The sequence below is a fragment of the Duganella violaceipulchra genome (assembly GCF_019166075.1).
GTDB classification, from domain to species: Bacteria; Pseudomonadota; Gammaproteobacteria; order Burkholderiales; family Burkholderiaceae_D; genus Rugamonas; species Rugamonas violaceipulchra.
Map to the genome: position 1 here is coordinate 179,190 of NZ_JAHTGR010000011.1, position 25,795 is coordinate 204,984.

Below are 25,795 nucleotides of genomic sequence, written 5' to 3' on the forward strand. Positions count from 1 at the left end.
GACCTGGGTCCCGGTTTTTGTCAGCTTTTAACTTAGTTCCAGAGCTTCCACCAGTGACGTTCGGCTTTTTTGCCTTCGTCCAGGAACTTGCTGGCAGGGTAGTTCAGCTTGAACACGCGCATGGTGTCGTCGCGCAGTTCGGTCATGCCCAGCTTGTCGTAGCTGCGGATCATGATGAACAGCGCTTCTTCGATCGCCGGCGAGTCGCGGTAGTCGTTCATGATGCCCATGGCGCGGTTGGCCGCTGCCAGGTAGGCGCCGCGACGGTAGTAGTAACGCGCCACGTGAACTTCATACGAAGCCATCGCATTGATCAGATAACGCATACGATCCAGCGAATCCGGCGTATACTTGCTGTTTGGGAACTTGTCCACCAGCTGTTTGAAGGCCGCGTAAGCTTCGCGCGTGGCTTTCGGGTCGCGTTCGGTGGCATCCTGCTCGTAGATGAAGTTCAGGAAGCCGATCTGGTCGTTGAAGTTGATCAGGCCGCGCAGGTAGTACATGTAGTCGACGTTGGCGTGGTTCGGGTGCAGCTTGATGAAGCGCTCCACGGCTGCCAGCGCCTGGGCCTGGTCCTGGGATTTGTAGTAGGCGTAAGCGATCTGCATCTGCGCCTGCTGGGCGTAGGTGCCGAACGGATAGCTCGATTCCAGCTTCTCGTACAACTGAATTGCGCGTTCGTAGTGCTGGCCTTCCAGCTCTTCGCTCGCCTCCGAGTATAATTTCGTAGCGCTCCAACCTTTAGTCTCGTCGATTTTCTCCGAGAACAAACCGCAAGCGGACAAACTAAGCAGAACCAACGTTGCTGCGACTACTTTCAATTTTTTTTGCATATGTTTTGCAAGAAGCTGTTTAACCAAAGTTTTACAATAGGCTGATTATAGCCGATGGGAATGCTGTGATATTAACTCCAAAGCCGAATTTGGCCGAATCTTCCTCCGATCACGAATCCGACGCCGACCTGCTGCACCTCGAGGACGCGCAAGACGGTGATGTTGGCGAGGATGACGGTCTGGCTCCGATCCAACTGGAACTGACCCCCGAAGTCTGCGGCCAACGCCTGGACAAGGTGATTTCCCACCTGGTGCCGCAATTCTCGCGCGGCCGCCTGCAAATGTGGATCACCGACGGCTTCGTCACTGTCGATGGCAAACCGGCCAAAAGCACCAAGGACACCGTCTACGGCGACGAGAAGATCGTCATTCTGCCCCAACCGGCGCCGGAAGACGAGGCTTTTAAACCGGAACCGATGGAACTTAACATCGTTTACGAAGACGAGCACCTGATGGTCATCAACAAACCGGCCGGCCTGGTGGTCCATCCTGGCGCCGGCAACTGGTCCGGCACGCTGTTGAACGGCCTGCTGCACCACTGCCCGCAGCTGTCGGGCGTGCCGCGCGCCGGCATCGTCCACCGGCTGGACAAGGATACCAGCGGCCTGATGGTGGTCGGCAAGACCTTGCCGGCCCAGACCGACCTGGTGCGCCAGCTGGCCGCGCGCACCGTCAAGCGCGAGTATTTCGCCATCGTCTGGGGCATGCCGCGCATCAGCGGCACGATCGACTCGTCGATGGGCCGCCACCCGAAAGACCGCATCAAGATGGCGGTGTCGACCGGCATGGGCTCCAAGCCGGCCATCACCCACTACCAGGTGCTGGGCGGCGGCAAGCTGGGCGAAGGCCGTCCCGTGACCCTGGTTCAGTGCCGTCTGGAAACCGGCCGCACCCACCAGATTCGCGTCCACATGATGTCGATCGGTTTCCCGCTGGTGGGCGACACCACCTACGGCAAGCAGCACCTGGCCGACTATTTTCCGCGCCAGGCGCTGCAGGCGCGTCGCCTGGGGTTGGTGCATCCGGCCACCGGCGAGCAATGCGAGTGGACCGTGCCGCTGGCCGACGATTTTGCCGAGCTGCTGACGCGCGCCGGCATCGAGGTACCGGAAGGTATCTGATGTCGACGCCGTCACACTGGCTGGTCCCGCATTGGCCTGGCTTGCCAGGCAATGTGGGGGCGTTGTCGACCACGCGGCGGGGCGGCGTCAGCCCTGTGCCGTATGACGACGGCATGGGCGGCGGCGGCCTGAACCTGGGCACCCACGTCGGCGACCAGCCGCACAATGTGGCCCGCAACCGCGAAATCCTGTGTGCCTTGCTGCCGGGAAGGCCAGCCTGGCTGTCGCAGGTGCACGGCACGGCGGTGGTCGATGTGGCCCGGATCGGGCCGCAGGAGGTGCCGGAGGCGGACGCCAGTTTCTCGTCCGCGCCGGGCAAGCCCTGCGTCATCATGACGGCCGACTGCCTGCCGGTGCTGTTCTGCGATGTCGAAGGCAAGACCGTGGCGGCCGCGCACGCGGGCTGGCGCGGATTGGCCGCCGGCGTGCTGGAACATACTGTGGAATCGATGCGCGCGGCCGGCGCCGGCGAGCTGATGGCCTGGATGGGCCCGGCGATCGGCGCCTACCAGTTCGAGGTCGGCAATGAGGTGAAGCAAGCTTTCCTCAACGGTGCGGTCGACGCATCCGGCGTGCGCCACGTGGAAGCGGCGTTTACCCCGGTAGCCGGCAAGCCGGGCAAGTACCTGGCCGATATCTACGCGCTGGCGCGCTACGTGCTGCATCGGGCAGGGGTGATGCAGGTGCATGGCGGCGAGTTCTGCACCGTGTCCAATTCCGGCCGCTTTTACTCCTACCGGCGCGACGGCGTCACCGGCCGGCAGGCGGCGCTGATCTGGATCAAATGAATCGACGCGGCGCTGGCTTAGTCTTCGGCTGCGGTTTGGGCCGCGGCTTGACGGGCCTCGTGTGCCGCCAATTCGGCCGCGCGGCGCCGGGCTTTGCGCTTGCCGGTGCCCGAGATGTAAATCAACGTGCTCAAGGGCAGCACGCAGTAGAACAAAAACGTTACAATTCCCGCAACGACGGTGGGCTCGGTCAGAGCCATCAGTCCGACCACGTAGATCCAAGCAATAGCAACAATCAGCATCAGCAGCCCAGTTAAAGATATTTAAACTATTTTTAGGGAATCAAACATGAATTTGCCAGATCCTCAAGCCATTGCCAACGCCTGGATGTCGCAGATGAGCGACCCCGGTCAGTGGCAATCCTGGTTCAATATGGCGCCCACCACCGACGCCAATCCGCTGGCCGCCATGATGCAGGATGTGGGCGCCTCGGTGAAACCAGAGGCCATGGAGCAGCTGAAAAACCAGTATCTGCAAGATTTTGGCGATTTATGGCAGGAGTTCTTGTCCGGCAAGTCGCCCGATGTGGCCGACCGCCGCTTCACCTCGTCCGCCTGGCAGGGCAATCCCATGTCGTCGTTCAATGCGGCATCATACCTGCTCAACGCCAAATTCCTGAATGCCATGGTCGACACGGTCGACACCTCGAGCCAGCAAAAGCAGAAGATCCGCTTTGCCGTGCAGCAGATCATCGACGCCATGTCGCCGGCCAACTTCCTGGCCACCAATCCCGAAGCCCAGCAAAAGCTGATCGAAACCAAGGGCGAGAGCCTGACCAAGGGCCTGGCCAATATGCTGGCCGACATGAACAAGGGCCATATCTCGCTGTCGGACGAATCGGCGTTCGAGGTCGGCCGCAACCTGGCCACGACCGAGGGCACGGTGGTGTATGAAAATCCGCTGTTCCAGCTGATCCAGTACAAGCCGGCCACGGCCACGGTGCACCAGCGCCCGCTGCTGATGGTGCCGCCCTGCATCAACAAGTTCTACATCCTTGATTTGCAACCGGAAAACTCGTTGGTGCGCTTTGCGGTGGAGCAGGGCAACAGTGTGTTCCTGATCTCGTGGAGCAATCCCGACCAGTCGCTGGCTGGCACCACCTGGGACGATTATGTCGACCAGGGCGTGATCGAAGCGATCCATGTGGTGCAGGATATCAGCGGCCAGGACCAGATGAACATGCTGGGCTTCTGCGTCGGCGGCACGCTGGTGTCGACGGCGCTGGCGGTGCTGGCGGCGCGAGGCGAGAAGCCGGCCTCCAGCCTGACCCTGCTGACCACCTTCCTTGACTTTAGCGACACCGGCGTGCTGGACGTGTTTGTCGACGAAGCCCAGGTTTCGATGCGCGAGCAGCAGCTGAAGGGCGGCGGCCTGATGCCGGGCCGCGACCTGGCCAGCACCTTCTCCAGCCTGCGTCCGAACGACCTGGTGTGGAACTACGTGCAGTCCAACTACCTGAAGGGCAACGAACCGCCGCCGTTCGACCTGCTGTACTGGAACTCGGACAGCACCAATTTGCCGGGCCCGATGTTCTGCTGGTATCTGCGCAACACCTACCTGGAAAACCAGCTCAAGACCGGCAAGCTGAAAGTGGCGGGCCAGAAGGTCGACCTGAGCAGCATCGAGGCGCCGGCCTTCATCTACGGCTCGCGCGAAGACCACATCGTGCCGTGGATGTCGGCCTTCAGTTCGATGAACATCCTCAATCCGGGCAAGGTCAAGGCCAACCGTTTTGTGCTGGGCGCGTCCGGTCACATCGCTGGCGTGATCAACTCGGTCGCGAAGAACAAGCGCAGCTACTGGACCAACGACAAGCCGCTGGGCCGTGCCGCCGCCAAGCCGCAGGATGGCGAAGCATGGATGGCCGGCGCGACGGAAAACCCCGGCAGCTGGTGGCCGGAATGGGCCAAGTTCCTGGCCGAGCACGGCGGCAAAGACGTCAAGCCCAAGGCCAAGCCCGGCAATGCCCGCTACCAGGCCATCGAACCGGCCCCCGGCCGCTATGTGAAGGTACGTGCAGATTAATTTCAGCAGGGAAAAAGCATACTATTGTCTATCTGTAAATTTGGTTGCGTTGCAATAAAACCCAAAAGTTATATCAGATTGTGCAAGACATGCTTTTTCCCCTCTATAATAGAAAAAGTAGGCTAGTGGGAAAGCGGACCGAAGTTCGCTTTTTTTTCGAATTGTTAGAGTACGCGCTGCGGCGCAATAAGTGGACTTGTGATGAGTAGTGCGAAAAAAAATGCTGAACGCCTGATTAAGAAATATCCGAATCGCCGTCTGTACGACACGCAGACCAGTTCCTACATCACGCTGACCGACGTCAAGCAGCTGGTGCTGGACAATGAAGAATTCACCGTGGTCGACGCCAAGAGCAATGAAGACCTGAGCCGCAGCATCCTGCTGCAGATCATCCTGGAAGAAGAGGCCAGCGGCGCGCCGATGTTCTCCAGCGACGTGCTGGCGCAGATCATCCGCTTCTACGGCCACGCCATGCAGGGCATGATGGGTTCCTACCTGGAAAAGAACGTCCAGGCCTTCACCGACATCCAGCGCAAGTTCACCGGCACCACCGCCGGCGGCCTGGAAGGCAAGCCCTTCAGCCCGGAAATGTGGACCCAGTTCATGAACGTCCAGGGCCCGATGATGCAGGGCATGATGAACAACTACATCGACCAGAGCAAGAGCCTGTTCGTGCAGATGCAGGAACAGATGCAAAGCCAGAGCAAGAACATCTTCGGCACCTTCCCCTTCGTTCCGGGCGTGCCACCGACCGACAAGAAGTAATCCTTCACGGTCCGCAGCAGTCAAGACGGCACAGCCACCTCGGTCGCTGTGCCGTTTTTGTAGCCAAGTTACAAAAACTCCAGAATTTCGTTGACACCAGAATTTCTTCAGTAGTACTATCGACAACATCGGTGGAAGCGCTTCCACTTCACGCATAGACGAAGGAGTTGCTGTGGTAGTTGATGCATCAGTTGCACTGGAACAGACGTTCTCGCCGCCGGCCGATTCGGTCCTGTGGAACAAGGATTTCCTGCTGGGCGCCGCCACGGCGGCCTACCAGATCGAGGGCGCCGTCGCCGAAGACGGCCGCATTCCCTCGATCTGGGACACCTTCTCGGCCACGCCGGGCAAGACGCTGGCCGGCGACACCGGCGCCGTCGCCTGCGACCACTACCACCGCTGGCCGGAGGATATCGAACTGCTGGCCAGCCTGAACGTCGGCGCCTATCGCCTGTCGATCTCCTGGCCGCGCGTGATGACGCAAGACGGCCAGCCGAACCAACTGGGCATCGCCTTCTACCGCAAGCTGCTGACGGCGCTGCGCGCCAAGGGCCTGAAGACCTACGTCACGCTGTACCACTGGGATCTGCCGCAACACCTGGAAGACCAGGGCGGCTGGGTCAACCGTGACACCGCCTACCGCTTCGCCGAATACGCCGACATGATCAGCAAGGAGCTGGCCGGGCTGGTGGACGCCTGGGCCACGCTGAACGAGCCGTGGTGCTCGGCCATGCACGGCTACGGCACCGGCCACCACGCGCCGGGCAAGCAGGACGTGGTCTTCGCCACGCAGGCCATGCACCATCTGCTGCTGGGCCACGGCCTGGCGGTGGCGCACCTGCGGGCCAACGATCCGGCGGCGCAGGTGGGCATTGTCGCCAATGTCGGCCGGGGCACCAGCACCGGCGGCAGCGCCGCCGACCAGCGCGCGGCCTGGCTCTTTGAACTTCAGCACAACAACTGGGTGCTCGATCCGCTGCTGAAGAAGTCCTATCCATCGGCGCTGTGGGAACTGTGGCCGGGCGCCGAACCGCTGATGCTGGCCGGCGACATGGACATCATCGGCAGCAAGCTCGATTTCCTGGGCATCAATTACTACTTCCGCACCAACGTCGTCAGCGACGGCAAGCACGGTTATCACGAAGTGGACCTGGAGGGCGTGGAGCGCACGCAGATGGGCTGGGAGGTCTACCCGGACGGCCTGCGCCACCTGCTGGTCGGCTTCCACCGCGACTACCCGAACCTGCCGCCGATCTACATCACCGAAAACGGCATGGCCACCGACGATGAGGTGGTGGGCGGCGAAGTGGACGACCGCCAGCGCATCTCGTTCCTGAACCGTCACCTGGAGGCGGTGAACCAGGCGGTGAAGGCGGGCGTCGATGTGCGCGGCTACTTTATCTGGTCGCTGATGGACAATTTTGAATGGGCCTTCGGATACGAGCGTCGTTTCGGTATTATCCATGTCGACTACGCCACGCAAAAGCGCACGCTGAAGCGCAGCGCCAGGCTGGTGGCGCAATTTTTGGCCGAGAGATCCGCAAAAAGTTAGACATCCGGCAAAGCTATCCGAATAAAATGGGCGCTCGACGCCCACTGGGAGACAGAATGTTCAAGGCTTCAAAACTGGCGGGCGCCATCGCGCTTGCCGTGGCGGCATGCGGCGCAGCCCATGCACAAGCACCGTTGAAAGCGACGGTGATCCACTGGTGGACGTCGGGCGGCGAATCCCAGGCGGTCAAGCAGTTCGCGGACGTGTACAACAAGGCCGGCGGCCTGTGGATCGACAACGCCATCGCCGGCGCCGACCAGTCGCGCGCCACCACCATCAACCGCATCGTCGGCGGCAATGCGCCGACGGCCGCGCAGTTCAACACCTCCAAACAGTTCCGCGATTTCGTCGAACAGGGATTGCTGAACAACGTCGACGACGTGGCAGCCGCCGGCAAGTGGGACCAGATCATGCCGCCGTCGATCCTGGCCGCGATCAAGATCAACGGCCATTTCTACGCCGCGCCGGTGGACATCCATATGCCGGCCTGGTTCTTCTATTCCAAGGCCGCGTATAAAAAAGCCGGCATCACCAACGAGCCGCAGACCTGGGACGAGTTCCTGGCGCAGCTGGCCAAGTTGAAGGCTGCGGGCCTGGTGCCGCTGGCCTTCGGTGGCCAGGTATGGCAGGAGAAGATCACCTTCGACGCCATCTTCGCGATGGTGGGCGGCTCCGACTTGTACCTGAAGGTGTACCGCGACCGCGACCAGAAAGCCGTGATGTCGCCGGCCTTCAGGCAGGTGCTGGTCGACTTCAAGAAGCTCAAAGCCTTTGTGGATGCAGGCTCGCCGGGCCGCAACTGGAACGACGCGACGGCGATGGTCGTCAGCGGCAAGGCCGGTGTGCAGATCATGGGCGACTGGGCCAAGGGCGAGTTCTCGTCGGCCAAGCAAGTGGCGGGCAAGGACTTCGGCTGCTTCCCCGGCTTCGGCCCGAAAGCGCCATACATCGTCGCCGGCGATGCCTTCGTGTTCCCGAAAACCACGGACGCCAACGCCATCAAGGCGCAGAAGCTGCTGGCGACGGTGGTCACTTCTCCGGCCGCGCAGGTGGCCTTCAATTCGCGCAAGGGGGCGATCCCGATCCGTGGCGACGTCGATGAATCGACGCTCGACATCTGCGCCAAGCAGGGCCTGGCCATCATCAAGGACAAGAGCCGTCAGCTGCCGAACGCCGAAATGCTGGCGACGCCGGACACCACTGGCGCCTTGCAGGACGTGCTGACCAGCTACTGGAACAAGAACCAGTCGCCGGACGACGCGCAAAAAGCCTTTGCCCGCGCGCTGAAGGACCAATAAGCCATGGCCAAGAAGCGTCAAAGCGTTTCCATCGCCGCCTACATCGCCATGATCCCGATGGCCTTGACGGTGCTGCTGGCCTACCTGGGCACGATGTTGTGGACGGCCCGCGTGTCGGTCAGCAGCTCGCGCACCTTCCCGGCCAGCGACTTTGTCGGCGCCTCGCAGTACATCCGCTTGTTTAACAACGAGCGCTGGCTGCTGTCGCTGCAAAACGTCGCCGTGTACGGTGTGCTGTTCATCGCTGCCTGCCTGGTCATCGGCTTCCTGCTGGCGGTGTTCATCGACCAGAAGGTGATGGCTGAAGGCGCGCTGCGCACCATCTTCCTGTATCCGTATGCGATGTCATTCGTGGCCACGGGCCTGATCTGGCAGTGGATATTGAATCCCGAACTGGGCATCCAGGAAGTGCTGCACAAGCTGGGGTTCGCCGACGCCAAGTTCGACTGGATCGTCGACCAGGACATGGCGATCTACACCATCGTCATCGCCACCGTGTGGCAAGCCTCCGGGCTGGTGATGGCGCTGATGTTGTCCGGCCTGCGCGGCGTGGACGAGGAATTGTGGAAGGCCGCCCGCATCGACGGCATCCCACGCTGGCGCGTCTACGTCAGCATCGTGCTGCCAATGCTGGGGGCATCCGTCTCCACCGCCTTCGTGCTGCTGTTCGTCATGGTGGTGAAGGTGTTCGACTCGGTGGTCGCGATGACGCAGGGCGGTCCGGGCACGGCCAGCGAAGTGCCGGCCAAGTTCATCATGGATTACCTGTTCGGCCGCGCCAATATCGGTCTCGCTTCGGCTGCGTCGATCGTGCTGCTGTCCACGGTGCTGGCCATCGTCGCGCCGCTGTACTATGTGCGCAACCGCCGCGCGGCCAAGGGGGCATGATGGGACAGGTCGTCAAACTCGATAAGGCAGGAATGGAAAAAGCAGCAGGGCTGGCGCCGGGAGCCGCCGCCAACGACAGCACCGCAGGCGCGCCGCCGGCCATCAAGCCGCGCCGCAAGCTGGCGTGGACGCCGGCCCGCATCGGCGTCTACGGCTTCCTGATCGTGGCGGCGCTGTTCTTCCTGCTGCCGCTGTACGTGATGCTGGTGACGTCGGTCAAGCCGATGGAGGAGATCCGCCTCGGCACGCTGTTCGCGCTGCCGATGCATGCGACACTGGAGCCGTGGCTGCAGGCGTGGCAGTCGGCCTGTACAGGACTGGAATGCAACGGTATCCGCGGTGGCTTCTGGAACTCGGTCGCCATTGTGGTGCCGAGCACCATCCTGTCGATCGCCATCGGCGCGGTGAACGGCTATGCGCTGTCGTTCTGGCGGCCGCGCGGCGCGGGGCTGCTGTTCGCGATCCTGATGATGGGCGCCTTCATTCCGGTGCAGGTGATGGTGTATCCGCTGGTGCGCGTGCTGGCTGCGGTCAATCTGTTCAGCTCTTTGCCGGGCATTGTGCTGATCCACACCATCTTCGGCATGCCGGTGATGACGCTCTTGTTCCGCAACTACTACGCGGCGCTGCCGATGGAATTGTTCAAGGCCGCCCGTATCGACGGCGGCGGTTTCTGGCGCATCTTCTTGCAGCTGATGTTGCCGATGTCGACGCCGGTGATCGTGGTCGCCGTCATCATGCAGGTCACGGGCATCTGGAACGACTTCCTGCTTGGCCTGGTGTTCGCGGGCTCCGAACATTTGCCGATGACGGTCCAGCTGAACAACATCATCAACACCACCACCGGCGAGCGCCTGTACAACGTCAACATGGCTGCGACCATCCTGACGTCGGTCGTGCCGCTGGCTCTCTATTTCATTTCCGGCCGCTGGTTCGTGCGCGGCATCGCCTCCGGCGCTGTGAAGGGTTAAACATGTCTAACGTAGCTATTCGTAATCTGCAGATCCAGCTGGGCGGCAACAAGGTCATCGAGTCGTTGAACCTGGACGTGAAAGCAGGGGAGTTCGTGGTGCTGCTGGGCCCATCGGGCTGCGGAAAATCGACGCTGCTGCATTCCATCGCCGGCTTGATCGACACCACCTCCGGACAGATCGAAATCGGCGGCAAGGACATGACCTGGGCCGACCCGAAAGATCGCGGCATCGCGCTGGTGTTCCAGTCGTACGCGCTGTATCCGACCATGAACGTGGAGGCCAATATGTCCTTCGGGCTGCGCATCAACGGCACACCGAAGGCGGAAATCGCCCGTCGCGTCGCGCGCGCTTCGGACATGCTGCAACTGGGGCCGCTGTTGAAGCGCAAGCCGGCCAACCTGTCCGGCGGCCAGCGTCAGCGTGTGGCGATCGGACGCGCCATCGTGCGCGAAGCGGACGTGATGCTGTTCGACGAACCACTGTCGAACCTCGACGCCAAGCTGCGCACCGAACTGCGGCGCGAACTCAAACAGCTGCACAAACAGCTGGGCGCCACCATGATCTACGTGACCCACGACCAGGTCGAGGCAATGACGCTGGCGCAGCGCATGGCAGTGATGAAGGGCGGCGTGGTGCAGCAGTTCGATACTCCTGCCAACATCTACAGCGAGCCGGCTAACCTGTTCGTCGCCACCTTCCTTGGTTCGCCGGGCATGAACCTGTTCAAGGGCAGCCTGGAACAGGAGGGCGGACGCACCGTGTTCCGCAACGCACACATGTCCGTCGATGTGACGGATTATCCCTTCAAGCAGCAGCCAGCCAGCAAGCACGAATGTGTGCTGGGCGTGCGGCCTGAAGACATCGACGTCGGCAATTGCGACGGCGCTGAAAACGTGGTGTGCGCATCGGTCTCGCTGATCGAGGCGATGGGCGCGCACCGCGTGTTGTGGCTGGACTTTCACGGCACCCAGGTCGCGGGCATCGTGCAGGACCAGCAGCATCTGGAAACCGAGAAAGACATCAGCTTCTCGATCCGCACCAAGCGCATCTCACTTTTCGACGGGGCCAGCGAACAGCGGCTCTAAAACCGTTGGGGGTCAGTTCCGGGCCGCCACGGTATGGCCCGCCGCGTCGGTGCGTCTTGCGGTGGTACCGGTTCCACTCGTGTATAAACTGTCATAGAGAACAGGGCACGCCAACTTAATTGATGGAAGAAGCGAGGATAGACAAAATGAAGAAAACGATTTTAGCCTTGAGTATCGCGCAGATCGCGCAGTTCGCATTTGCCGGCGGCGCCCTGGCGCAGCAGGCCGCGCCGGTGGCGCAAGCGGGCGGCGAAGTGGAAAAGATCATCGTCACCGCCACCCGCCGCGACACGCTGGTGCAGGACACGCCGCTGGCGATCACCGCCTACACGCAGGACACGCTGGTCAACAACCAGGTCAAGGACCTGGCGACGATGACCGCCATGGTGCCTAGCCTGGTGGTGGAACCGCACAGCGATTCGGGCGGCGTGCACGTCTACATGCGCGGCGTCGGCTCGGCCAACCATACTGAGTTGGGCGATCCTGCCGTGGCGTTCTATGTCGATGGCATTTATGTGCCGCGCCCTCAAGGCGCGACGGCGCTGATGTATGACCTGAACCACGTCGAGGTCGCGCGCGGCCCCCAAGGTACGCTGAACGGCCGTAACTCGACCGCCGGCGCGGTCAACCTGGTGTCCGGCGCGCCCAGCACCGCCAAGACTTTCGGCTCCGCCAGCATCACGCTGGGCGACTACCATCATATCCAGGCCCAGGCCATGATGAACATCCCGCTCAGCGAGGACATCGCGTTGCGCATCGCAGCCATCAAGGACCAGCACGACGGCTACGTCGACTTCCTCAAAGGATCGAACGTCCAGCCGGGCACCAAAAAATACGGCGCCGGCGACCAGCAGGGCGCGCGCGCCTCGCTTCTGTGGAAGTTCTCGCCAGACCTGAAGGCCACCTTCATCGGCGATTACTACAGCGACACCGGCGCCGGCAACATCTACCTGTCGGCCGAACCGAAAGCTGGCCAGGACCTGCGTTCGGCGCTGATCGACACGCCGGGCACGCTGGACCAGTCCATCATCAGCGCCAAGGCCAAGGTTGAATGGCGTCCAATGGACGGCCTGGCTACGCAGTACCTGGGCGCGTGGAGCCGTTTGAAGCGCACCAACGGCAGCGATGCCGACGCCGGTTTCTACCCCGGCTTCAAGGCCGAGAACCGCACCGAGTGGAGCCAGTTCGACAGCGTCTCCAACGAGATCCAGCTGCGCTCCGATTCGGATTCGCCGCTGCAATGGGTGGGCGGCCTGTTCTTCTTCCGCGAGAAAAACAAGATCCGCTTCGACATCGACCGCAGCCAGATCTCGCAGGCGATGCTGGACCAGGATATCGCCAGCGGCAGCGTGATCTTCGTGCAGCCGACCGTCGGCCAGTATGCGTCGGCGATGTCCTTCATCCAGGGCGACCGCGAGCTGCATTCGAAAGCCGTGTTCGCGCAGGCCAGCTACGACATCGATCCGCTGTGGAAGGTCACCGGCGGCGCGCGCTACACCAAGGACCACAAATTCGACATCGGTGGCCAGAACTGGGCCTGCCCGAACTGGCCGGACAACGCGCCGCGCGGCACCGTCAACCTGACGCCGAACCAGATCGCGCAGCTGGTCACGCCGGGCGTCGGTACCATCAACACCCACAACATCGGCCCCGGTGGGGTGGTGAACCAGCAGACCTGCGGCAATACCTACGGCGACAACACGGCCGACCTGAAATACGGCCAGTCCACGTGGCTGGGCCGCGTCGAGTACAAGCCCACCAAGGACATCCTGACCTTCGCCTCGGTGACCACCGGCTTCCACTCGCCGGCCATCGGCGACGGCGGCGCCACCACCAAGCCGGAGAAGCTGACCAGCTATGAAGTGGGCTTCAAGTCGGATCTGTTCGACCGCAAGCTGTCGCTGAACCTGGACGCGTTCTGGATGAAGTACAAGGACAAGCTGGAATCGCAGGTGGTAAATAACACGCTGCAAAACTTCAACGCGGCCGGCGCCTCGGTGAAGGGTGTTGAAGCGGAATGGAGCTATCGTCCGACCAGCGCAGATCGCTTCAGCGGCAACGCCACGTGGCTGAAGGCGCGTTATGATGATTTCCTGTCCTGCGACGTGGATGCGGCGCGCGCCAACAACCAGGCTTGCGGCACTACCGCGCCGACCGTCAATGTCGGCGGCGCCGTGTTGAAGCACGCGCCGACGTTTGCGGCGACGCTGATGTACGAGCGTGACTTCGATACCGGCAAGGGCCGCATCACGCCGCGCGCCTCGGCGCACTACGAGGCGGAATCGTTTGTCGGTTCGGGCGCGTTCAATACCGATGTGCCGGGCCATCCGGGTGTGAAGCAGCAGAAGGCCTACACCACGCTGGACCTGAGCGTGCGCTACGAGCCGTTGAACAAGGCTTACACGGCGGAGCTGTTCGTCAACAACGCGACCGACAAGGCCGTGAAGTATGACGCCATCGAAGTCTGCACACAGGTTGGCGCGCCATGCCAGCCGACGCAGCAGATCTGGGCGGCGTACTACAACAACCCGCGCACTTTTGGCGGTCGTGTGTCGATGAAGTTCTAAAAGGAAGGCCGGCGGAGATGCCGGCCTTTTTTACGATTTGCGCGGAGCGACCGAGCCGCGCATCGTCACCGTGACGGGGAATTCGCGGACGATTTCATGCTGGGTGCCGTAGCACAGGTTGAGCAGCCAGCGCACGGCGTTCTGCGTCAACTGCTGCATCGGGATATGCACCGACGTCAGGCCCGGCGACGAGTACTCTGCCGAGTAGTCATCGTCATAACCGATCACGGAGACCTTTTCCGGCACGTTGATGCCGGCGCGATGGAAGCAGGACAGGGAGCCAACCGCCATTTCATCATTGGCGCAGAACAGCCCCGTGAACTTGAGGCCCTCGTTGATCAACTGCTGCGTGGCGCTGAAGCCGCCCTCGCGCGAGAAGTCCGACTCGATCAGCCGTACCGCCGAACGTTCGATGCCGCCGCGTTGCAGCTCGGCGAAGAAGCCGTCCAGGCGCTCCTTGTTGTCCGACGTGGAGGCCGGCCCCGAGATCACCGCCAGTTCGCGGTGCCCCGCTTGCAGCAAGGTCTGCGCCGCCAGTTCGCCGCCGTGGAAATGGTCGGGGCAGAACGAGGCATCTGGCAACTGCGGGCTGCGGCGGTTCAGGAAGGCCATCTTCGGATGCATTTTTTGCAGCGAGATCAGGTCCTCGTCATACAGGTCATGACCCAGCACCACGATGCCGTCGCAATCGCGGCCGATCAGGAACTTGACCGCTTCGACCGCCTCGTCGCGCGGCGAGTTGTCGCCGCAGCCGGTGGCGACGACCACATGCCGGCGCATGGCGCGTAGCTCGACGTCGGTCTGTTTGAGGATGGTGCCATAGTAGGCGCCGAAGAAGGAGGGCGTGAAGATGCCGATCATCCCCAGCGACTGCGCCGACAGCGAGCGGCCGATGGACGAGGGGCGGAAATTGAGTTGTTCGATCGCGGCCTGGACCTTCTTCATCGCCTCGGCCGATACCGGACCGGCGCCAGAAATGGCGCGCGATGCTGTCGACATGCCTACACCGGCGAGCACTGCGACATCTTTCAGCGTTGCCACGAATTCTCCTGAACTGGGGGATGGAAGCCGCGCCGATGCGGGCCACTGGGTTAGCCTCTATCCTATCATGATCTCCCTATGGGGAATGGGGTATAATGTTCGATTGCTCGTAATTTTCATGGCGTATAAAGCAACCTATCATGCAATCGCAACCACTCAATCGTCTCCCCAAGCCCGCAACCGGCGCACCTGCGCCTAAAGTCGGCTTCGTCTCGCTCGGCTGCCCTAAAGCGCTGGTCGACTCCGAACAGATCCTGACCCAGCTGCGTGCCGAAGGCTACGAGACTGCCAAGTCCTACGACGGCGCCGATCTGGTCATCGTCAACACCTGCGGCTTCATCGACGCCGCCGTGCAGGAGTCGCTCGACGCCATCGGCGAAGCGCTGGCCGAAAACGGCCGCGTGATCGTGACCGGTTGCCTGGGCGCGAAAAAAGACGCGGCCGGCGACGACATCATCATGAAGGTGCACCCGAAGGTGCTGGCCGTGACCGGCCCGCACGCGCTGGCCGAAGTGATGGACTCGGTCCACCTGCACCTGCCCAAGCCGCACGAGCCTTTCCTGGACCTGATCCCGGCGCAGGGCATCAAGCTGACGCCGAAGCACTACGCCTACCTGAAGATTTCCGAAGGCTGCAATCACCGCTGCTCGTTCTGCATCATCCCTTCGATGCGCGGCGACCTGGTCTCGCGTCCTATCGGTGAGCTGATGCTGGAAGCGGAGAACCTGTTCAAGTCCGGCGTCAAGGAACTGCTGGTGATTTCGCAGGACACCTCCGCCTACGGCGTCGACGTCAAGTTCCGCACCGGTTTCTGGAACGGCCGCCCGATCAAGACCCACATGACGCAGCTGATGGAAGCGCTGGGTGAGCTGGCCAAGTCCTACGGCGCCTGGGTGCGCATGCACTATGTGTATCCATACCCGCACGTCGACCAGGTGATCCCGATGATGGGCGAGCATATCCTGCCTTACCTGGACATCCCGATGCAGCACGCGCATCCCGATGTGCTGAAGCGCATGAAGCGTCCTGCCAGCGGCGAGAAGAACCTGGACCGCATCCTGGCATGGCGCGCGATGAACCCGAACCTGACCATCCGTTCGACCTTCATCGCCGGCTTCCCTGGCGAGACCGAGGCCGAATTCGAATACCTGCTGGACTTCCTGAAGGAAGCACAGATCGACCGCCTGGGTTGCTTTGCCTACTCGCCGGTCGAAGGCGCCACCGCCAACGAACTGGCCAATCCGGTGCCGGAAGAAGTGCGCGAAGAGCGCCGCGGCCGCGTGATGCTGCTGCAGGAAGAGATCTCGAAAGCGCGCCTGAAGGCCAAGGTCGGCACCACCGTGCGCGTGCTGATCGATGAAGTCAACCGCAGCGGCGGCGTAGGCCGCTCCAGCGCCGACGCGCCGGAAATTGACGGCGTGGTGTACGTCAAGCCGCCATACGAGCCGCACAAGAAGCTGGCCGTCGGCCAGTTCTTCGACGTCAAGATCACCACCTCCGACGCCCACGACCTGTGGGGCGAGGCGCAATAAAGCCAGTTGTCAACGGCATGAAAAGCAGACCGCGGAAACGTCGTCTGCTTTTTTTTGCGGAAGCGTCACGGATACGCCGGTGGCGAGCTCGGCGAGATGGGGACGCCTCGCAATGCCGGTCGCGCAGCGCGATGGCAGCGGTCGGGGACCACCTTCGTGCTATTTAGTTCGGCGGTGCGCATTGAGCTGGGTCGTTACGCCGCCCTTGATCGGTTTGATAATCCGGTAATGGCGCACAGCGTTTTCGCACAGTGCCACTACTTCAAGGAGGTTTTATGCCACGCGCACTCAAAGCGTTTTCGCAAGTTGAACCACGTGCAATTCAACTCGCCGTTCCGAAAAGTAACCAGTTCAAGCTCGATCTCGCTGGACTGCACTTGACCGAGGAGCAGTTGACCGCTGTGCGGAGCGAAGCGGTCAAGGCGGCCATGCTGGCGGCGGCAGGCTTGCTACGTGGGAACGGCAAGGGCAGCGTCTTGGAAGACTTTGGAACGTTTTCGACTTTCTCGACCTTTTCCACGTTCGGGTCGGGTGCCGCCTTCGGCGGGCGGCCGATGGACATCGTTGAAAATATTAACAATCCCATCATCGGCAAGGTCATCGGTCGCGTGGAATGAAGCGCCGCCCCCTCCAACAAGGGAGACATGGCCGGCGTCGCATCGAGCTCGCTTTCTCCCTTTTATGTGGAAAAATACCATGACCGCCAGCACACAACTTCCTCAGGAAGAAAAATCCGTTCCATTTACCACATACGTTGTTAAGGTTGTCAGCCGCTGCAATCTCAACTGTGAATACTGCTATATGTACAACCTGGCGGACCGCAGCTATCGCGATCAACCGGGGGTGATGCTGCCAGATACGACCAGAGCCATGTGTCTCAGGATAGCCTCGCATGCACGTCGGCATGGCGTGCCTTGGGTGCACATCATCCTGCATGGAGGCGAGCCGTTGATGATGGGAAGGGCGCGGCTCGCCGAGTGGGTCGGGCTGGTCCGCACGTCGCTTGGGGAAATCCTGGCGTCGTTCAGCATTCAGTCGAATGGCACGCTGATCGACGACGAGTGGATAGACTTGCTCGCAGAGCTGCAGGTTCGCATCGGCATCAGCGTCGACGGGCCGAAGGTTTATCACGATATGTACAGGGTGGACCACAAGGGACGCGGGTCGTTCGACAATGTGATCTCCGCCATCCGCACGCTCCAGATGCACCCGCGGGGCAGCGAAATATTTTCCTGCGTCATGTCGGTCGTGAATCCGGACATTCCTCCAAAGATGTTGTTCGAGTTCTGGCAATTCCTGGACGTGCCGGGCTTCGATCTCAGCCTTCCTCACGCCAACCATCTGCACCCACCCCGGCGCTCTCGCATGAGCTACGGCGAATGGCTGCGGGCGTTCTTCGACCTCTGGTTCGACCAGAACCGACCTGACCGCAGCGTCCGCTACTTCGAGAACATCCTGCGCATGCTGTTCGGCTATCCAGTGAGTACCGACAACATAGGCGGCAAACCGGTTGGTGTCGTCGTGGTGGAGACCGATGGCGGCATCGAACCAACCGATGCCTTTAAATGCTGCGAGGAAGGCGTGACCAAACTCGGATTGAATGTTCATACTGCGGAGTTCGACGACCTTTACGGAATCGCCCTGGTCGAGACACTCCAGCGCGGAACGCCGGGACTGTGCGCCAGCTGCCAGGCATGTGAGCTCAACGAGGTTTGCGGCGGCGGGTATATGCCGCACCGGTACAGCAGGGAGCGCGGCTTTGATAATCCGTCGATCTATTGCGACGACCTGCAAATGCTCATACGGCACATCCGCGGCCGTGTGCTCGACTCGCTGCCGCCGCAGATGCGTGAGGCGGTTTTGGCATAGGGAGAATGGCTATGTTGGTTGGTAATTTCTGTTTGCTGGGGCCGGAGCCGGAGCCAGCCTTTTCCTCGCGTATCCAGGATGCGGTGGTCGAGCGGCTGGCGGCGATGAGCCGCGAATCCATACTGATGCACGCGGCGGCAACAGCGGACTGTGACGCCATGGCCTGGCACGCCGTGCTGGAAGGCCTTGCGCCCGAGCGCCGCCGTGCGGTCATGCTGCACCCGACATTCCGATATTGGCTCCAAGGCATGCGCAGGAGTGTACGCACAGGTCCGGACAAAGCGAACGCGGAGTTTAGCTCCCATCTTCGTGATCTGATCTGGGCCGAGGCGGTTTTGGCGGGTTGCGCGCCATCGCCGGTGCAACTCGTCACGGATGACCGTGGAGGCGTGCGTTGTCCTTCGCGCGGCCGCCACATTGAGCTGGGGAGCGCGTATGTGAAACGAGCCGTGCAGGTCATTCCCTGCCAAGGCGAAATCTTGCTGCGCACCGAAGACGGCATGGAGCGACGCCTGCCCCATGCCGACCTTGCCTCGGCCGACATCGAAACCCCGTTACCGACCATCGAGGCGAACGGTTACGATCTGACGCTATACGACACGCTGGCACATGGACAAATTCAGGTAGGTAGTCGTGACGAGTGGCTCAGGGCTAAGCTGAGCGGCACTAACCAGCGCAACGACGGCATCGACTTTTACCAGGTGGACGACGAGCTTTACCCGACGGCGCCCCCGCTTGACACGCTTGCACTCGCCCTGCAACGCCTTCATGCCCATTGGCCGGAGGCGTACGCCGATCTGCGCCAGTTCGTGCAGGTGATCGTGCCTATTCGCACCCCGGTTGCAACACGGCTTAGTCTACCCGGTGCGAGCGAACCGCGGAATTGCGCTTTCACCGTCAGTTCACGTCAGGGGGCGATCTACGTCGGCAATGCCCAAGTCGATGAGACGATCGAAATGCTGCTGCATGAGTTTGCACACGTAAAGCTCAGGCAAATCCAGGCGATCGACCCGCTGCTGGAAGACCCGCTGGATGAGTCGATCAGGGTGCATGTACCCTGGCGAGCGGACAAACGACCCTTGCCAGGGGTAATGGAGGGGCTGTTTGTTTTCATGCACGTCGCTGAATCCGAGCTCAGGCGCGTGGCCTGCGGGGCGCATGCCTTGGCGCCGGTGCTGCAAAGGCGGCTTCAGGGCTTGCGGTTTGCCGCCTCCTGTTTGAAGTCCCATGCACGACTCACCGCCGCAGGCCAGGAGTTCCTGCAGTGGATGGACGCGTGGACTTCATCGCTGGATCGCCGCTACGCGCCGGCGATGCTCAGTCACTGCGTGGATGATTAATCAGGCATTGGCGCGATTGCTGCCGGAGCGGTTTGAACGCTACCATACCAGCGATAGTCTAGGCCGGCGGATTTCCTTTTTTGTTTCAAAGGAAACCACCGCGGGGGACTCCAGGCCGCTCGCGCTCTACATCCAGGGTTCGGGTTGCCACTCGGTTTTTAGGCGGCACGCTGATGGCGGGATCTTGGGCGGATATCACAACCTGCTGCTGGATTCCAGCCGGGGCGCAGTGCGTGTGTTGGTGGTCGAGAAACCTGGTGTGGTCTACCTCGATCCGGGTGGGCAAGGCGGCACGGCGATCGGTTGCCGACCGCGGTTTCTCCGCGAACACACGCTCGAGCGGTGGTCGCAAGCGATCCTTGCCGCGGTAGTGGCCGCGCGCCGGCTCGATCATGTGAGTCTCTCCAGGATGCTGGTGGTGGGACATTCCGAGGGAGGCATTGTCGCCGCGAAGATCGCCGCGCAGTTCGATGCGGTAACCCACCTTGCCTTGTTCGGCAGCAGTGGACCGACGCAGTTGTTCGACCTGCTGGAGAACGAGCGCGATGGCGAGTGCGCTTGCGCGGCACCGGACGCAGACCGCTGTGCGCTCATCCGTCATCAACTACATGCCATCCACAGCAAACCGGACAGCCCCACGCGATTCGCATGGGGCCATCCCTATCGCCGCTGGTCTTCTTTCCTGGCGACTTCGGTACTGGACGAGTCATTGCGCTCATCGGCGAAGGTGCGGATCGTGCATGGCCTGAGCGACACGGTCGTTCCCGCCAGCGCGGCAAAGCTGCTATTTGCCGAACTGCTCCGGCGAGGACGGGATGTGGTGAGCGATTTTCATGACTCGGCTGGACATAATCTGGCCACGCCCGGCAAGAATGGGCCGGAAGCGATGCTAGGCGCGTTCGACTCTACCGTGAAATGGTTTCTGGAATAGGTGTAAGCTGCGAGTTCGCACAAAATTTTATAATTTCAGCATGACCATCAAAAAATCCCCGCAGACCGCACTCGTACATACCGACTACCAGGCGCCGGAGGGCTTTGCCGCTTTCCCCGGCGCCATCCACCATGCCTCGACGGTGCTGTTCAAGAACGTGGCGGCCATGCGTTCGGGCGACTGGAAAGAGAAGAACGCCTATACCTACGGCCTGCACGGCACGCCGACCACCTTCACGCTGGAGGCGCGCCTGGCCGAGATCGAGGACGGCAAGTACTGCCTGCTTGCGCCGAGCGGCCTGGCGGCCATCGCGATGGTCGACTTCGCGCTGCTCAAATCCGGCGACGACCTGCTGTTGCCCGATAACGTCTACAACCCCAACCGCGAGCTGGGGCGCTGGCTGTCGGCCGATTACGGCATCACCGCGCGCTACTACGATCCGCTGATCGGCGAGGGCATCGCCGCGCTGATCCAGCCGAACACAAAGCTGATCTGGACCGAGGCGCCGGGTTCGGTGTCGATGGAGGTGCCGGACCTTCCGGCCATCTGCAAGGCGGCGCACGAGCGCGGTGTGGTGGTCGCGTTGGACAACACCTGGTCGGCCGGCCTGGCGCTGCGCGGCTTCGAGCTGGGCGTCGACATCATCATGCAGGCGCTGACCAAGTACCAGTCCGGCGGTTCGGATGTGCTGATGGGCGCCGTCATCACGCGCGATCCGGCATTACACGAAAAGCTCAGTCTCTCGCATATGCGGCTCGGCATGGGCGTCGGCGCGGATGACGCCTACCTGGTCTCGCGCGGCCTGCCGACCATGCGTCTGCGCTTCGACGCGCACGACGCGGCGGCGCGCAAGCTGGCCGCATGGCTGCAGGCTCGCCCGGAAATCACCAAGGTACTGCATCCGGCCTTCACCGATTGCCCCGGCCACGAGATCTGGAAGCGCGACTTCAGCGGCGCCGGCGGCTTGTTCTCGGTTCTGTTCGACGAGCGCTATACCGAGGAGCAGACCGACCGCTTCATCGACGCGCTCAAGTTCTTCAAGATCGGCTACAGCTGGGGCGGCGCGAACAGCCTGGTGATGCCATACCGTATCCAGCACATGCGCAAGGACTGGCATGACAAGGGCATCCTGGTGCGCTTCAACGTGGGCCTGGAGGACGTCAACGATTTGATCGCGGATATCGAGCGCGCACTGGGAGCGCTGCAATGAGCCGCTTCTGGAGTGATGTGGTCCACGGCCTGACGCCGTACACGCCGGGCGAACAGGTGCAGATGCCTGGCCTGGTGAAGCTCAACACCAACGAGAACCCCTACGGCCCGTCGCCCAAGGCGATAGCGGCGATGCAGGCGGCCGTCGGCGCCCAGCTGCGCAAGTATTCCGATCCCGGCAACGCCGTCGTGAAGGACGCCGTGGCGCGCCGCTTCGGCCTGGCGCGTGAGCAGGTCTTCATCGGCAACAGCTCGGACGAGGTCCTGGCGCATACCTTCCACGCCTTGCTCAAGCATGAGCTGCCGCTGCTTTGCCCGGACATCAGCTACAGTTTTTATCCGACCTATTGCAGCTTGTACGGCATTAAGGCGGTGCAGGTGCCGCTGAACGAGCGCTTTGAGATCGACGTCGCGGATTATCGGCAGCCGTGCGGCGCCATCATCATCGCCAATCCGAACGCGCCGACCGGCATCGCGCTGCCACTGGAGCGGATCGAGGCGCTGCTGGCGGATCATCCCGACCAGGTGGTGGTGGTCGACGAAGCCTACGTCGACTTCGGCGGACAAAGCGCCATTGCGCTGCTGGGCCGCCACGACAATCTGCTGGTGATCCAGACACTGTCCAAATCGCGTTCGCTGGCCGGGCTGCGGGTTGGTTATGCCGTCGGCCATCCCGACTTGATCGCGGGCCTGGAGCGCGTGAAGAACAGTTTTAACTGCTACCCCCTGGGGCAGGTGGCGCAGGCCGGCGCCGTGGCGGCGCTTGACGATCTGGCCCACATGGAGCAAACCTCGCAAGCTATCATCGCCACGCGCGCGTGGCTGGCCGCGCAGATGCGGGCGCTGGGCTTCGAGGTGCTGCCGTCGGCGGCCAATTTCATCTTCACCTGTCATCCTGGCCACGACGCGGCGCAGTTGGCCGCGTGCTTGCGCGAACGGGCGATCCTGGTGCGGCACTTCAAGCAGGCGCGTATCGAGCAGTTCCTGCGCATCTCCATCGGCACGGACGAGGAGTGCGCGAAGCTGGTCGATGCGCTGAAAGCGATACTGCCGTCGGCGTGACGTGCGAGCTAGCTGCTGATAGCGGCTGGCTCGTTACGGTTGAGGCGTTGGATGCCGACGATCAGGCGATAGGCCTTCCACAGCCAGGCGCCCAGCCAGACCAGGTAGGCCAGCGGAATGCCGATGATCGTGACAAACAGCAGCGCCCCAACGACGACCAACGCCACGTACCACCAGAACGAGCGGATCATCCAGCTGTGATGGCTGTAGACGAACGTGCCCTCGGTGGTAGGGCGTTGCAGGTAGTTGAGCGCCAGCGGAATGACGGAAAACAGGCCGAGTGAAAACAGGAAGCTCACCGCGTGCACGATATAGAGCCACCATGCGGTAGTCTTGGCCGATTCGAGGCGGCCGTCCAGAACCAGTTCTTGCGACATGATCAGTCCTTTGCTTGAATAATGGTTGCCAGTATAGCCACAGGGCAGCTTTCGCGGCGCACAGCGCCTGCCTTTCTTGCTGCGTGTGGCGCGCTCTCTCGTGTAGTGGATATTGCGAAAAATATCACATTTCGCCGGCGACGGCCAGCGTCCGCCGCAAAAATTCCGTGATGTCGGCAAACAGCTCCGGCTGGACGGCATCGCGGTCGAAGCCTGGCGGGTCTTGCGACGGCTTGAAGTTCGGCCGCGTCATCTCCGGCGGGAACTTGCTCATGAAGGCGAAGTGTCCGGCGCCTGCTATCTCGCGGTGCTCGACCAGCGCCGGATCGGCTACGCCATCGATGATTTTCCGTGCATGTTCGGCCGGTGTGATGTCGTCCTGTTCGCCGGTGCGCATCAGTATCGGCAAGCGCACCGTCCGCAGCGAACCGTCGATGAACCAGAACGTAGCGGGATTGAGCAGCACCAGCGCCCGCACGCGCGCGTCGGCTTGCACCGACACCGGCTGCGGCTGGCCGTCCCTGCTTTCGCGCGGGCCGGACCAGGGCTGGCCGCCGGCCACCGCCAGCGCCGTATAGCCGCCGATCGAATGGCCGATCACGGCGACGCCATCATCGGCGATGTGGTGTTTGAGGACGGGATCGGCCAGCGCCGCGTCGATGGCGAGCGTGATGTGGCGCGGCCGGTTGGCCAGGTTGGCGGCGGTGCCGGCCAGGCTGTTGTCGTGGCGCGTATTGCCGGTATGCGCGGGCAGCGCCACCACAAAGCCGGCCTGCACCAGGTGCCTGGCCATTTGCCGGTAGGCCCACGGGGTGCCGGCATTGCCGTGCGAGATCAGCACCAGCGGATGCGCGCCGGCGGCCGGCGGCGCATCCCTGGCGACATTCACGGTATAGGGCCCGAAGTGTTCGGCCGCTTCGACGCCGGCGGCGGGATAGAGCAGCGCCAGCGGCACCACCGCACCCTGCACCGCGTCTTCGATGTCGACCAGGCGACAACCACATACCTGAACCATGTTTTGCTCCTTACAGCGGTCGAACGGGAATGCAGATGTCAAACGTCATCGCACAGCTCTTCGGGTCCATCGCCTGGTCGGGCTGGAACATTTCGAAGCAAGGACGGTCGTCGCACTGCAAGCCGCTGGAAGGCAGCCAGTTGCGCGTCATCCAGGTCCAGGCGTCGCTGATCTCGGCGGGCTGTCCTTCGAAATGGGCGACGGCGTAACGGCCGCCGGGCAGGGTGGCGATGTCGGCCGAGCCGGTGGCGGTGAAGCTTTCCGGCACGGTGATGCAGGCATCGTAGCGGCACTTGTCGGGCGGCGTGATGCTCGGGTCGTCGTAGCTGACGCCGTAGCATACTTGCTGGTCCAGGCCGTGCGATTGTATCCATGGCGCCACCGTGCCGCGCCAGAAGGCGCCGATGCCGGGGCCGTAAGGGCCGAAGTGGCGATGATAGGCGACCCGCGCGGCGGGCAAATCAATCACTTTAACGTCCATGTTGAAATCTCCTGATTCGTGGTTGGAGATGTCATCGTCGCCGATGGCGGTTTGCGGCGTCTGATCGTAATTGCTCAACACCTGATCCAGATTGCTCTGCGCGCGGCGGTTGCCGCCCAGCGCTTGCGAGGCCAGCCGATCCTGGGTGTCGCGCCGCCACTCGGTCGGCGTGCAGCCGAACCTGAGCTTGAAGGCGCGCGCGAACGCCTCGCCCGAGCCGAAGCCGGTGGCCAGCGCCGTTTCCAGCACCGGTTCGGGCGGTGTGCAGCTCAGGCGGAACGCGGCTTTTTCCAGCCGCCGGCGGCGCGCGTAGTCGCCCAGGGTTTCACCCATCCACGACTGGAAGATGCGGTGAAAGTGGAAGCGCGAGAAGTTAGCGACGTCGGCCAGTTGGGCCAGTTCCAACGGCTGATCCAGATGGGCGTCGATGTAGTTCAGCACGCGGTTCATGCGCCGCGCATATTCGGCGCGCGGGGACTGGTCGTTGGGGAGGCTCATTTGTACTAAAACCGATAAAATACAACACTGTTGATTATATAAGGAGCGGGAGTGGCTGAGAAAACTTCGGTGCTGTTTGTCTGCATGGGCAATATCTGCCGCTCGCCGACGGCGGAGGGCGTGTTCCGCCATCGCGTCGAGGCGGCCGGCCTGGCGGACCGCTTCCTCATCGACTCCGCCGGCACCCACGGCTACCACGTCGGCGAACCGCCTGATGGGCGCTCGATGGAGCATGCCGCCAACCGCGGCTACGATTTGTCGGCGCAGCGATCGCGCAAGGTGACGGCCAGCGATTTCGAAACCTTCGATCATGTGCTGGCGATGGACCACGACAATCTGCGCCTGCTGGAGGCGGCGTGTCCGCCGCAGCACCGCCACAAACTGGGCCTGTTCATGGCGCATGCGCGCCGCAGCGCATCCGACGTGGTGCCCGATCCATACTACGGCGGCGGCCGCGGTTTCGACATGGTGCTGGACTATATCGAAGACGCCTCCGATGGCCTGATCGCCGCATTGAGCGAGAAATAAAGCGATTGCGAAAAAG

General features: G+C 62.3%; 24 protein-coding genes. 18 read left to right on the forward strand and 6 right to left on the reverse strand.

The features are described 5' to 3' along the window. Positions 1-32: 32 nt before the first annotated feature. Positions 33-833, reverse strand: a complete 801-nt coding sequence (locus KVP70_RS20980) for an outer membrane protein assembly factor BamD (protein ID WP_070272506.1) — start codon at positions 831-833, stop codon at positions 33-35. An 89-nt stretch (positions 834-922) separates the two neighbouring features. On the opposite strand from KVP70_RS20980, the gene KVP70_RS20985 reads away from it, so the two are divergent. Both KVP70_RS20985 and pgeF read left to right on the forward strand, forming a co-directional pair. Continuing rightward, positions 923-1,954 carry an RluA family pseudouridine synthase gene (locus tag KVP70_RS20985; protein WP_229224975.1) on the forward strand — a complete coding sequence of 344 codons (1,032 nt, stop codon included), beginning with the start codon at positions 923-925 and terminating at the stop codon, positions 1,952-1,954. Then, positions 1,954-2,742 carry a peptidoglycan editing factor PgeF gene (gene pgeF / locus KVP70_RS20990; protein ID WP_217944102.1) on the forward strand — a complete coding sequence of 263 codons (789 nt, stop codon included), beginning with the start codon at positions 1,954-1,956 and terminating at the stop codon, positions 2,740-2,742. Before KVP70_RS20985 ends, pgeF begins: the two co-directional genes overlap by 1 nt. A 17-nt stretch (positions 2,743-2,759) precedes the next feature. Here the strand turns inward: pgeF and KVP70_RS20995 are convergent, their stop codons facing one another. Beyond that, the gene (locus KVP70_RS20995) at positions 2,760-2,984 is read right to left on the reverse strand and encodes a hypothetical protein (protein WP_217944103.1); all 225 of its coding nucleotides are present in this window, start codon (positions 2,982-2,984) and stop codon (positions 2,760-2,762) included. 46 nt (positions 2,985-3,030) lie between these two features. Between KVP70_RS20995 and phaC the strand changes: the two genes are divergently transcribed. The 8 genes from phaC to KVP70_RS21035 all read left to right on the forward strand — a co-directional run bounded on the left by phaC (position 3,031) and on the right by KVP70_RS21035 (position 13,896). Next, entirely contained in the window at positions 3,031-4,767 is a 1,737-nt protein-coding gene (gene phaC, locus KVP70_RS21000; RefSeq protein WP_217944104.1) for a class I poly(R)-hydroxyalkanoic acid synthase, read from the forward strand. A gap of 201 nt (positions 4,768-4,968) precedes the next feature. Continuing rightward, complete coding sequence (gene phaR / locus KVP70_RS21005) at positions 4,969-5,532, forward strand: polyhydroxyalkanoate synthesis repressor PhaR (RefSeq protein ID WP_020706485.1); 564 nt, start codon at positions 4,969-4,971, stop codon at positions 5,530-5,532. Between the two features lie 172 nt (positions 5,533-5,704). After that, complete coding sequence (locus KVP70_RS21010; protein WP_217944106.1) at positions 5,705-7,084, forward strand: GH1 family beta-glucosidase; 1,380 nt, start codon at positions 5,705-5,707, stop codon at positions 7,082-7,084. A gap of 56 nt (positions 7,085-7,140) precedes the next feature. Beyond that, positions 7,141-8,382, forward strand: coding sequence for an ABC transporter substrate-binding protein (locus KVP70_RS21015; RefSeq protein ID WP_217944107.1), 1,242 nt, complete (start codon positions 7,141-7,143; stop codon positions 8,380-8,382). 3 nt (positions 8,383-8,385) lie between these two features. Next, positions 8,386-9,270 (forward strand): carbohydrate ABC transporter permease, encoded by an 885-nt coding sequence (locus KVP70_RS21020; RefSeq protein ID WP_217944110.1) that lies wholly within the window; start codon positions 8,386-8,388, stop codon positions 9,268-9,270. A gap of 32 nt (positions 9,271-9,302) precedes the next feature. After that, the gene (locus KVP70_RS21025; protein ID WP_217944112.1) at positions 9,303-10,241 is read left to right on the forward strand and encodes a carbohydrate ABC transporter permease; all 939 of its coding nucleotides are present in this window, start codon (positions 9,303-9,305) and stop codon (positions 10,239-10,241) included. Between the two features lie 2 nt (positions 10,242-10,243). Beyond that, a complete protein-coding gene (locus KVP70_RS21030; protein ID WP_217944114.1) occupies positions 10,244-11,329 on the forward strand; it encodes an ABC transporter ATP-binding protein in 1,086 nt (361 codons plus the stop codon). 146 nt (positions 11,330-11,475) lie between these two features. After that, entirely contained in the window at positions 11,476-13,896 is a 2,421-nt protein-coding gene (locus tag KVP70_RS21035; RefSeq protein WP_217944115.1) for a TonB-dependent receptor, read from the forward strand. 30 nt (positions 13,897-13,926) lie between these two features. Here the strand turns inward: KVP70_RS21035 and KVP70_RS21040 are convergent, their stop codons facing one another. Beyond that, positions 13,927-14,937, reverse strand: a complete 1,011-nt coding sequence (locus KVP70_RS21040) for a LacI family DNA-binding transcriptional regulator (RefSeq protein WP_217944116.1) — start codon at positions 14,935-14,937, stop codon at positions 13,927-13,929. Positions 14,938-15,077: 140 nt separating this feature from the next. Here KVP70_RS21040 and rimO point away from each other — a divergent pair, with 140 nt between their 5' ends. The 7 genes from rimO to hisC all read left to right on the forward strand — a co-directional run bounded on the left by rimO (position 15,078) and on the right by hisC (position 22,880). Next, the gene (gene rimO / locus KVP70_RS21045; protein WP_116990945.1) at positions 15,078-16,469 is read left to right on the forward strand and encodes a 30S ribosomal protein S12 methylthiotransferase RimO; all 1,392 of its coding nucleotides are present in this window, start codon (positions 15,078-15,080) and stop codon (positions 16,467-16,469) included. 275 nt (positions 16,470-16,744) lie between these two features. Then, positions 16,745-17,086, forward strand: coding sequence for a hypothetical protein (locus tag KVP70_RS21050; protein ID WP_217944117.1), 342 nt, complete (start codon positions 16,745-16,747; stop codon positions 17,084-17,086). A 79-nt stretch (positions 17,087-17,165) separates the two neighbouring features. Further along, entirely contained in the window at positions 17,166-18,338 is a 1,173-nt protein-coding gene (locus tag KVP70_RS21055; protein WP_217944118.1) for a radical SAM protein, read from the forward strand. An 11-nt stretch (positions 18,339-18,349) separates the two neighbouring features. Continuing rightward, positions 18,350-19,678: an aKG-HExxH-type peptide beta-hydroxylase gene (locus tag KVP70_RS21060; protein WP_217944119.1), complete on the forward strand. Its 1,329-nt coding sequence runs from the start codon at positions 18,350-18,352 to the stop codon at positions 19,676-19,678. Further along, positions 19,671-20,609 (forward strand): alpha/beta hydrolase, encoded by a 939-nt coding sequence (locus tag KVP70_RS21065; RefSeq protein ID WP_217944120.1) that lies wholly within the window; start codon positions 19,671-19,673, stop codon positions 20,607-20,609. The genes KVP70_RS21060 and KVP70_RS21065 overlap by 8 nt, the downstream gene beginning before the upstream one ends. Positions 20,610-20,649: 40 nt before the next feature. Beyond that, positions 20,650-21,819 carry a cystathionine beta-lyase gene (locus KVP70_RS21070; protein ID WP_217944121.1) on the forward strand — a complete coding sequence of 390 codons (1,170 nt, stop codon included), beginning with the start codon at positions 20,650-20,652 and terminating at the stop codon, positions 21,817-21,819. Further along, a complete protein-coding gene (hisC, locus tag KVP70_RS21075; protein ID WP_217944123.1) occupies positions 21,816-22,880 on the forward strand; it encodes a histidinol-phosphate transaminase in 1,065 nt (354 codons plus the stop codon). Before KVP70_RS21070 ends, hisC begins: the two co-directional genes overlap by 4 nt. An 8-nt stretch (positions 22,881-22,888) precedes the next feature. Here hisC and KVP70_RS21080 read toward each other — a convergent pair whose 3' ends face one another. The 3 genes from KVP70_RS21080 to KVP70_RS21090 all read right to left on the reverse strand — a co-directional run bounded on the left by KVP70_RS21080 (position 22,889) and on the right by KVP70_RS21090 (position 25,251). Further along, positions 22,889-23,257 (reverse strand): DUF4870 family protein, encoded by a 369-nt coding sequence (locus KVP70_RS21080; protein ID WP_217944125.1) that lies wholly within the window; start codon positions 23,255-23,257, stop codon positions 22,889-22,891. A gap of 124 nt (positions 23,258-23,381) precedes the next feature. Further along, positions 23,382-24,272, reverse strand: a complete 891-nt coding sequence (locus tag KVP70_RS21085; protein WP_217944126.1) for an alpha/beta hydrolase family protein — start codon at positions 24,270-24,272, stop codon at positions 23,382-23,384. 10 nt (positions 24,273-24,282) lie between these two features. Next, a complete protein-coding gene (locus KVP70_RS21090) occupies positions 24,283-25,251 on the reverse strand; it encodes an AraC family transcriptional regulator (protein ID WP_217944127.1) in 969 nt (322 codons plus the stop codon). Between the two features lie 51 nt (positions 25,252-25,302). On the opposite strand from KVP70_RS21090, the gene KVP70_RS21095 reads away from it, so the two are divergent. Beyond that, complete coding sequence (locus KVP70_RS21095; RefSeq protein WP_332844085.1) at positions 25,303-25,779, forward strand: low molecular weight protein-tyrosine-phosphatase; 477 nt, start codon at positions 25,303-25,305, stop codon at positions 25,777-25,779. The last annotated feature ends 16 nt before the right edge of the window (positions 25,780-25,795 follow it).